This is a genomic window from Rhizobacter sp., assembly GCA_021153565.1.
Classification (GTDB): domain Bacteria; phylum Pseudomonadota; class Gammaproteobacteria; order Burkholderiales; family Burkholderiaceae_C; genus Albitalea.
The window spans coordinates 1-9,462 of record JAJKJU010000246.1; the positions used below are offsets into that span (position 1 = coordinate 1).

5 protein-coding genes and 1 pseudogene are annotated in these 9,462 nt (G+C 64.7%); 2 read left to right on the forward strand and 4 right to left on the reverse strand.

The window, feature by feature from the left end:
- Nucleotides 1–102: 102 nt before the first annotated feature.
- Nucleotides 103–1,125: a porin gene (locus tag AC30NL_RS15875; RefSeq protein ID WP_489464968.1), complete on the reverse strand. Its 1,023-nt coding sequence runs from the start codon at nucleotides 1,123–1,125 to the stop codon at nucleotides 103–105.
- Nucleotides 1,126–1,384: 259 nt separating this feature from the next.
- On the opposite strand from AC30NL_RS15875, the pseudogene AC30NL_RS15880 reads away from it, so the two are divergent.
- Together AC30NL_RS15880 and AC30NL_RS15885 are read left to right on the forward strand one after the other, a co-directional pair.
- Nucleotides 1,385–1,843: pseudogene (locus AC30NL_RS15880) on the forward strand ((2Fe-2S)-binding protein); the annotation flags it as partial.
- A 211-nt stretch (nucleotides 1,844–2,054) separates the two neighbouring features.
- On the forward strand, nucleotides 2,055–4,331 hold the full coding sequence (locus AC30NL_RS15885; protein ID WP_489464969.1) for a xanthine dehydrogenase family protein molybdopterin-binding subunit: 2,277 nt from the start codon (nucleotides 2,055–2,057) through the stop codon (nucleotides 4,329–4,331).
- 1 nt (nucleotide 4,332) lies between these two features.
- Here the strand turns inward: AC30NL_RS15885 and AC30NL_RS15890 are convergent, their stop codons facing one another.
- From AC30NL_RS15890 to purB, 3 genes are all read right to left on the reverse strand, one after another.
- The gene (locus AC30NL_RS15890; RefSeq protein ID WP_489464970.1) at nucleotides 4,333–6,804 is read right to left on the reverse strand and encodes an ATP-binding protein; all 2,472 of its coding nucleotides are present in this window, start codon (nucleotides 6,802–6,804) and stop codon (nucleotides 4,333–4,335) included.
- A gap of 137 nt (nucleotides 6,805–6,941) precedes the next feature.
- Complete coding sequence (pyrF, locus tag AC30NL_RS15895; RefSeq protein WP_489464971.1) at nucleotides 6,942–7,772, reverse strand: orotidine-5'-phosphate decarboxylase; 831 nt, start codon at nucleotides 7,770–7,772, stop codon at nucleotides 6,942–6,944.
- 22 nt (nucleotides 7,773–7,794) lie between these two features.
- Entirely contained in the window at nucleotides 7,795–9,165 is a 1,371-nt protein-coding gene (purB, locus tag AC30NL_RS15900; RefSeq protein WP_489464972.1) for an adenylosuccinate lyase, read from the reverse strand.
- Nucleotides 9,166–9,462: the final 297 nt, after the last annotated feature.

The window sequence follows — 9,462 nt, forward strand, 5'->3', positions numbered from 1 at the left end:
CCGAAGAGGAGTAGCCCCGTAGCCATGAAAAACGGCCCCGTGGAGGCGCCGTTAGTTGGTGCGAGCCTGAGGACACGCTCGAGATACTCTCAGCCTCTGAGCTCAGAAGCGAAGCCGCAGACCTCCCGCGAGCGTGTTGCCGTTGGTCAGCCCCGTCGCCTTGTCGTTCATGTAGACGGCGTAGGCGTCGCTGTTCTTCGACAGGTTGTAGTCGTATCCGAGTGTCAGCGTCTTGTTCGTCGGATTGTTGATGGCAATGCGTCCGCGCGCGATGCCGTACTGCGCAAGCACACGGCCCGGGCCTAGAGGAATGGCCGCGCCGAAGCTCCAAAGATGGGACTTGTCGTTGACCATGGCGGTGGTGCGCACCTCGCTGTACTGCCCGTAGAGCTTTGCAAATGCCAGTTCGTACGATGCACCTAGCTGCCAGGTGGTCTGCCCGGTCGCGCCCGCCGGCGCGCCGACCATACCGTTTCTTACCCTCTGCCACGCAACGGTCGCGGCGAGCGGGCCGTTGAAATACAGGGCGTTGCCGCCCAAGTTCTTGCCGCTGGCGCCCGTCGCGCCTTCGCCCAGGTTGCCGATGACGTTGAGGCTCAATCCATCGGTTTCGCCACTGGAATAGGCCAGCGAGTTGTTCCAGGCGGTGTCGCCCAGAAAGGCGGGCATGACGGCGGTGTTTGGCGTGAAGAGCTGGCGGATGCTGGGCGAGAAGCCGAAGGAATCTCCGAAGGCGTTGAAGAGCAGCGTCGAGACGAACAGCGGCGTGGTGTGGCGCCCGAGCGTGGTGGTGCCGAAGGCGCCGGACAGGCCGACGTAGGAGTTGCGCGCCCAGAAGGCGCCGCCATTGACGCGGCCAACGCTGCCGGAGTCGAGACGCAGGTAATGCTCGATCGCGAACTTCGCCTTGAGCCCGCCGCTCAGATCTTCGGTGCCGCGAAACCCAATGAAACTCGTCGACATGTTGCCGCTGTCCGCACGCGTCTGTCGGACGGTGCCAGCGTTCTGGAAGCTGCCTGCGGACATGTCTAGCAGTCCGGTGATCTGGACGTTTTGGGCGTGCGCGCCGGCTGCGGCTGCGAGCAAGCTCAGCGAACAACAAAGGCCGAGGCGGGTGCGGGTCATGGTGTCACTCCTGTGCGTAGATGTCGTGATGGTGCGAGCGCGGGAACATTCCGCACCGCGCGATGCGCTGCGAGGCATCGGCAATGCAGCGATTTTGTGACAAGAGCTCTCCACCCCCGGTACATACCCGCGGAAAACGACCAACGAAAGCCCTGCACGTTTCGTCCGCACCACAGTGTTTGGAGAGATGGCCTTGAAGCTTCTTGCAGAATGCTTGCAGCCCACAAGGATTCTCACGATGGGTCAATCAGGAAGCTTCATGGACCTTTCGATCAACGGCCAGCCGCGCCCACTCCCCGAGGGAGCCACGGAGCCCGACATGCCCCTGCTGTGGGTGCTGCGTGACGTGCTCGGCATGACCGGCACCAAGTTCGGATGCGGCGTGTCCGCTTGCGGCGCCTGCACGGTGCATGTGGACGGAAAAGCGGTTCGTTCTTGCGTCGTGCCCCTGAGCGCTGCAGTGGGCAAGTCGGTGCGCACCATCGAAGCACTCGGTACACCTGGGGAACCGCACGTGCTGCAGAAGGCGTGGATCGCCCACCAGGTGTCGCAATGTGGCTATTGCCAGAGCGGCATGCTGATGGCAGCCGCTGCGCTGATCGAGAAAAACTCCAACCCGAGCGATGCCGACATCGACGCGGCCATCACCAACATCTGCCGCTGCGGCACCTACCCGCGCGTCCGCGAGGCCATCAAGACGGCTGCGCGCGAACTGCGCGGGGCAATCCCCGACGGCAAGACGCGACCTGAGAGGCTGAAAGCATTTCGATCATGCCCGCTCATCACGTCAAAAGACCCCTGCTCGTCGTTGCAAATGCTAGCCCGGGCTATGGCTGCGCTTTGAAGATCAGGTGCGTTTTGACGCGCTGCTCGGGCACGCCCGAAAAACTCTCAGCCTCTGAGCCCCCGTCCAACGCAGGGGCGGTACTGTGAAGCGCCGCAGTCTCTTGCTGAGCGGCCTGGGCGGCGCAGGCGCGCTGCTGGTGGGGTGGGGCATGCTGCCGATGCGCAGCCGCATGGGCAGCGCGGACACGTTGCCGGTGGTCGATGGTCAAGTCGGCCTCAACGGCTGGATCAAGATGACGAGTGATGGCGATGTCATGCTTGCCATGCCGCGCAGCGAGATGGGCCAGGGCGTGCACACGGCGCTCGCGATGATCGCGGCCGAGGAACTCGACGTCCCGCTGTCAAAGGTGAGACTCGTGCAGGCCGGCCACGATGCGCTGTACGGCAATGTCGTGAGTTTTGTCGAGATGCTGCCCTTCCATCCGAGCGAGCGCGAGCCGGGTTCGGAGACACGCACGCTAGCGACTGCGCAGTGGGTGGTGAGCAAGCTCGCGCGCGAGCTCGGCATCAACGTCACCGGCGGCTCGTCGAGTGTGAGCGATATGTGGGACGTGCTTCGGCTGGCCGCAGCCACCGCGCGTGCGCAGCTCGTGAATGCGGCATCCCTGCAATGGAAGCTTCCTGCCGCCGAACTGGCGGTGAAGGACGGCGTGGTGAGCCACTCGTCCGGCACCAGCGCGCACTATGGCCAACTCTCGAAGATGGCCGCATCCACGCGGCCCGGCGACGTGAAGACCAAGGATCCGGTGGAGTGGAAGCTCATCGGCACCGCGGCGCCGCGCACCGACCTGCCGGCCAAGATCGATGGCAGCGCGAAGTTCGGCATCGACATTCGTGAGCCAGGCCAGCTCTACGCGGTGGTGCGCCACTGCCCCTGTCTTCGCGGCGGCGTGGGCCGTGTCAGTGCCGATGCTGCGATGAAACTACCGGGTGTCGAGCGCGTCGTGCGACTGTCGAGCTATGGCGGATCGACCGAGGGCATGGCTGTCGTCGGCCGCACGAGCTGGCATGCGATGCAAGGTGCGCGGGCGCTGGACATCGACTGGCGCGCCCCTGCGGCCGGCGCGCCCAACACCAAGGCCATCATGGCCGCGCTTGAGGCCACGGCCCGAAAGGCCGCCAAGGAAGATGGCGGCTTCAGCTTCTACAGCCGTGGCAGCCTGAAGGACGCACAACAGAGCGCTGCGAGAAAGTTCGAAGCCGTGTACCGAGCGCCGTATCTTGCGCACGCGACCATGGAGCCGATCAACTGCACCGCGCAAGTCAAGGACGGCAAGGTGACGGTGTGGGCGCCCACGCAGGTGCCGGGCATCGCGCGTGCCATCGCCGCGCAAGTGGCCGGCGTGGCGGACGAAGCCGTCACTGTGCACGTGACCTACCTTGGCGGCGGTTTCGGGCGGCGGCTCGATGTGGATTTCGTCGGCCAGGCCGTGCGTGTCGCCATCGAAACCAATGGCAGGCCGGTGCAGCTGCTGTGGCCGCGTGAGGAAGACCTCACGCACGACTTCTATCGCCCGGCGGGCGTGGCAGTGATGCAGGCAAGCTTCGATGCACAGGGCGATGTGACGGGCCTGGCCATCACGAGCGCCGGTGATGCGATCACGCCTCGCTGGATCGAACGCACGCTGCCGAATCTTGCAGGGCCGGTGGATGCGCCCGACAAGACTGTGAACGACGGCCTCTTCGACTTGCCTTACGGCATCCCCAACGAACGCATTGCGCATGTGGCCACGCACAGCGGCGTGCCCATCGGCTACTGGCGTTCGGTGGGGCATTCGCACAACGCGTTTTTCTCCGAGTGTTTCATCGACGAACTCGCGCACGAGAGCAAGCAGGATCCAGTGGCCTATCGCTTGTCGCTGTTGAAAGACATGCCGCGCCATGCGGCGGTGCTCGGGCTCGCGAGAGACAAGTCGGGTTGGGGCACTCCGTTGCCGGCGGGCCGGGCGCGCGGTGTGGCGCTGCACGAGAGCTTCGGCAGCATCGTGGCCGAAGTCGTCGAGGTGTCGATCGAGAGCGGCGCGCCCAAGGTGCATCGCGTCGTGTGCGCCGCCGACATCGGCACGGTGATCAATCCGGGCATCGTCGCGCAGCAGATGGAAGGGGCGATCGTCTTCGGTTTGACTGCTGCGCTGTATGGCCGCGTCGACATCGAGCAGGGTGCCGTGCAGCAGACCAATTTCCCGAACTACCCGATGGTGAAGCTGGCGCAGACACCCGTCATCGAGACTCATCTTGTGCCCAGCACGAGGGCGCCAGCGGGAGCAGGTGAGCCGGGCACGCCGCCGTTGGCACCTGCGTTGGCGAATGCCTTGTTTGCCTTGACGGGCAGGCGGATGCGGGATTTGCCATTGTGCTGAATCACAGAGCGAATTGGCGCGCGATGCAGCGCGCGAGCGTGTCCTTCAGTCGCGTCGCGTCGATGGGCTTGGTGAGGAATTCGTTCATCCCGCACGCGATCGCCTGGTCTCGCTCCGACACCAGCGCAGCCGCGGTGAGGGCGATGATGGGCAGTTGCATTCGGTCGAAGCGCTTGCGCAGTTCACGTGCGGCTTCGTGGCCGCTCATGTTGGGCATCTGCACATCCATCAGCACAACGTCGAACAAGCGGCCTTGCCGTTGTGCGAGGTCGACCGCGTCGAGCGCCATCCGTCCATCGGCGGCCTGGGTCACATGGGCGCCCCACTGCTCGAGCATCGCCACGGCGACCAGCATGTTCACCGGGTTGTCCTCCACCATCAGCACGCGCGCGCCGTGCAGACGGTCCAGCGGCGCATCCAGCGCGCCATGCACGGAATCGGGCTCGTCGGCCGATGGCAAGGGCAGTTCGGCCCAGAACGTGCTGCCCTTGCCGGGCGCGCTGATGACGCCCACGTCGCCCCCCATCAAGTGAGCGAGTTGCCTGCAGATCGACAGACCCAGGCCGGTGCCGCCGAAGCGCCTCGTGGTGGAGTCGTCGGCTTGCGAGAAGGGCAGGAAGAGCCGGCGCTGCGTCTGCGCATCCACCCCTGGCCCGGTGTCCGACACTGACAGGCGCACGCGTTCGTCGCCGGTCGTCACTGCGTGGATGCGCACGCGTCCGCGTTCGGTGAACTTGATCGCGTTGGTGATGAAGTTGGTGAGGATCTGCCGCACGCGCACCGGATCGCCCAGTACCGCGATCGGCACGCCGCTGTCGATTGCCAGCACGAGTTCGAGTCCCTTGGCTTCGGCCAGCGACTGGTAGGCGTCGTGCACGGCAACCATCGTTTCGCGCAGGCCGAAGGGCACGCTCTCCAGTGCGATCTTGCCGGCCTCGATCTTCGACAGATCGAGGATGTCGGAGATGATTTCCGAGAGACTGTGGGCACTGTCGAATATCTGCGCGAGGTACTGCCTTCGTCGCTGCTCGTCGAGATCCTCCTGCATTGCGAGCCGCGCAAGACCCAGGAGGCCATTGAGGGGTGTACGTATCTCATGGCTTGTGTTCGCAAGGAATGCACTCTTGGCGCGGTTGGCCGCCTCTGCCGCATCGCGTGCCGACGCGAGAGTCAGGTCGACCTGGCGCCGTTCGGTCACGTCTTCGGCAATCCAGATCGTGCCGGTGCGCGGCGATTGACCGTCGAGCGCGTGACCACGCATGCGGCACCAGAAGAGGCTGTTGTCGGATCGCAGCATCTGTCGCTCAAGTTCGTACGACAGGCCGCGCGACAGGATGGGCATGGCCTCGACGCGCATCAGTTCATAGTCTTCGCGATGCGGCCAGATGACGCTGGTGGGCTGGCCCATCAGCTGCCCCGGTGTCCAGCCGAACATGCGGTCGAAGTTCGGGTTGGTGCGGTGAAAGCGTCCGCCTCGTATGAAGGCGATGCCGATGGACGCGTTCTGAAGGATCGCGTCGTGCTCCATTCGCGCGCGTTCGCTCGCGGTCACATCATGGCCGTTGAGCACAAGGTAGGCGCTGCCGTCGCGCTCGAATCGGGCCGCCGAGATGCGCATTGGCACCAATGCGCCGGACTTGCACCGGATGACGGCGCTGAGATCTTCGGCGCGGCCTGTCAGCCGCAGCGCGGCGACAAGCGCATCGCAGTCCCGTTTGTCGTGCCAGAAGTTGATCTCGGTCGCCGTGCGGCCGACGACCTCTTCGGCAGAGTAGCCGGTGACCCTTTCGAAACTCTTGTTGACGAGCTCGTAGCATCCAGTCGACAGATCGGTCAGCGCGATGCAGTCGGGGCTCGTGTAGATCAGATCCTTCAATCGCCGCTCGCGCTCCGCGGCCGCGCCGAGATATCGGTCAAATACCTTCGACACGAAGATTCCGCCGATCAGGCCGCTGCCGATCGTGATGCACTGAATGGCCAGCGCCATGCCCAGTGGCGTGCCGTTGGCCGGCGCAGCGGTGATGCCCTGCGTCTCGGCCCACGCCAGCACACCCACGCAGCCGAGACAGAACGCGGCGAGCGCCGTGCCCCAGCGCATGTTGGTCATGCTGGCTACCAGGCAGACCACGAGTCCCATGAAGCCTAGCGAGGGGCTGCGAAGGCCGTCGCCGAACGTGAATGCCGAAGCGAACACCAGTCCCATTGCTGCAAGGCCTGTGAGGAACATTCCCACTTGCGTGCGGTGCCGTTGTCGGCCGCTGGCAATGAAGGCCCAGACGCAGGCGAGCGCAAACGCCAGCAGGCCGACGACCAGTTGTCGGCGCCACGGCTGCGCGGGCCCCATGGGCATCACAGCGACCGCGAGCGCGGTGACCGCCAACGCCGCACAGGCCGCACCGAAGTAATGGCGGCCGATCAGTCCTACCACCGAGCTCTGAGTCTCGGCTGATGAATATCGCGTGAGCGTGTCCACCGCTTGCGATCCTTCCCGGAATATCTTGGCAACCCCCTCGCTGCCTAGTGTGTCAATACTACGACCGGGGATGCACAGTACGGCATCGGGTAAACCGGGTAAAGCCGCACTGATGTGGCAATCAGCGTGTCAGCCTCTCAGCCGCGAGCGCGATTCAGTTCGTCGCGCGCGGCCGTCGCCGCATGGCGTGCCGCAGCGGCGAAGTCGTCGCCGCTGCTCGCGTAAAGCACGGCGCGCGACGAGCTCACGATGATCGGCGCGACGGTCAGGCCGTCGACCGCACGCCAACCGGCGCGAATGGTGGCGGCTGCGTCACCGCCCTGTGCGCCAATGCCGGGAATGAGCAGCGGCACGGTCGGCGCAAGTTCGCGCACACGTTCGATCTCGGCCGGGTAAGTTGCGCCGACGACAAGCGCGAGCTGCCCGGTCGTGTTCCATGGTCCTTGCGCCATGCGAGCGATGTGCTCGTACACCAGGTCGCCCGATGCGAGTCGCTGCGCCTGCAGGTCGCAGCCGCCCGGGTTGGACGTGCGGCACAGCAAAATGATCCCCTTGTCCTCGTAACGCAGATAGGGCTCGATTGAGTCGAAGCCCATGAAAGGCGACAGCGTCACCGCGTCCGCCGCGTAGCGTACGAAGGCCTCGCGCGCGTACTGCTCGGCGGTGCTGCCGATGTCGCCACGCTTCGCGTCGAGGATGACCGGCACGTCGGGGGCAACCTGACGGATGTGCGCAATGAGCCGCTCGAGCGCGTCCTCGGCGCGGTTCGCCGCGAAGTAGGCGATCTGCGGCTTGAAAGCGATCACCAGGTCGCGCGTTGCATCGACGATGGCCGCGCAAAAATCGAAGATTCGTTTGGTGTCGCCCTTCCATGTCCCCGGGAACTTCGCCGGTTCAGGATCGAGCCCCACGCACAGCATCGACTGGTTGAGACGTTCCGCGTGACGCAGCTTGTCGACAAAGTTCATGGTGCGTGAAGTCAGGTCTTGTTCAGGAAAGTCGGCTGGCGAGTTCAGTGGCGTTGCCGATGTAGTTCGCGGGCGTCATCTCGAGCAGGCGCTTCTTCTCGGCTTCCGGAATTTCAAGCGTGCCGATGAACTGCTGGATCGCTTCCTTGGTGATGCCCTTGCCGCGCGTCAACTCCTTGAGCCGTTCGTAAGGGTTGGGCAGCGCGTAGCGGCGCATGACGGTCTGGATCGGTTCGGCCAGCACTTCCCATGCGGCATCGAGGTCTTCCGCGAGCGCAGTGTGGTTCACTTCGAGCTTGCCGAGCCCGCGCAAAAGGCTGTCGTAGCCGAGGATGGTGTAGCCCACCGCCACGCCGACGTTGCGCAGCACGGTGCTGTCGGTCAGGTCACGCTGCCAGCGGCTGATGGGCAGCTTCTGGCTCAGGTGGGTGAGCAGTGCGTTGCCGAGGCCGAAGTTGCCTTCGGCGTTCTCGAAGTCGATTGGGTTGACCTTGTGCGGCATGGTCGACGAACCGATCTCGCCCTCGACCGTGCGCTGCTTGAAGTAGCCGACGCTGATGTAGCCCCACACGTCGCGCGACCAGTCGATGAGGATGGTGTTCGCACGCGTGATGGCATCGAACAGCTCCGCCATGTAGTCGTGCGGCTCGATCTGTATGGTGTAGGGGTTGAAGGTGAGGCCCAACTGCTGCTCGACCACGCGCTTGCTGAAGGCCTCCCAGCCGAAGGTCGGGTAGGCGGCGAGGTGGGCGTTGTAGTTGCCGACGGCGCCGTTCATCTTTGCGAGCAGCTTCACTGCGGCGATGCGCTCGCGTGCGTTGACCAGGCGCACGACGACGTTGGCGATCTCCTTGCCCACGGTCGTCGGGCTCGCCGTCTGGCCGTGCGTGCGGCTCAGCATGGGCACATCGGCCAGCCGCTTGGCCATGGCGCCGAGCGTGGCGACGATCTTGTCCAGTGCGGGCAGCAGCACATCGTTGCGCGCGGCCTTGAGCATCAGGCCGTGGCTCGTGTTGTTGATGTCTTCGCTTGTGCAGGCGAAGTGCACGAACTCACCGGCGGCTTTCAGTTCGGCATTGCTGTCAAAGCGGCTTCTGAGCCAGTACTCGACCGCTTTGACGTCGTGGTTGGTGGTGCGTTCGATGTCTTTGATGGCTTGCGCATCGGTTTCCGAGAAGCGCATGACGAAGCCGCGCAACAGGCCTCGGGCGGCTTCAGACAGGGGTTTGAATTCGGAGAAGCCTGCATCGGACAGTGCGATGAACCATTCGACTTCGACCTGCACACGGCGGTGCATGAGGCCGAATTCGCTGAGCAGCGGGCGCAAGGGCGCGACCTTGCTGGCGTAACGGCCGTCCAGCGGCGACAAGGCGGTGAGGGCTGAGAGGGGCATGGCGGGCGTGGCGCAGGGCCGTCCGTGGGTCGGGAGCAATCCACGATTTTAGGACATGGCCCGGAATAATTTTCCGTTTTGGGGCGCTGGGCGGGATCCGATGCAAGGCGCTACTAGCGCCGTGTGGCGAGCCACACAAGCGAGGAGCAACGCCGCAGCGCGCCCGCCCTGCGCCCCCAAAATGAGAAATTGTTTTGGGGTGCGCCGGGAGACCGGCAAGGAGGAAATGGTGCAAGTCCACTGCGATGAAGGTATAGCGAGCCACATCGGCCCCGAGCCGTGCGCAGGCAGCCGCGA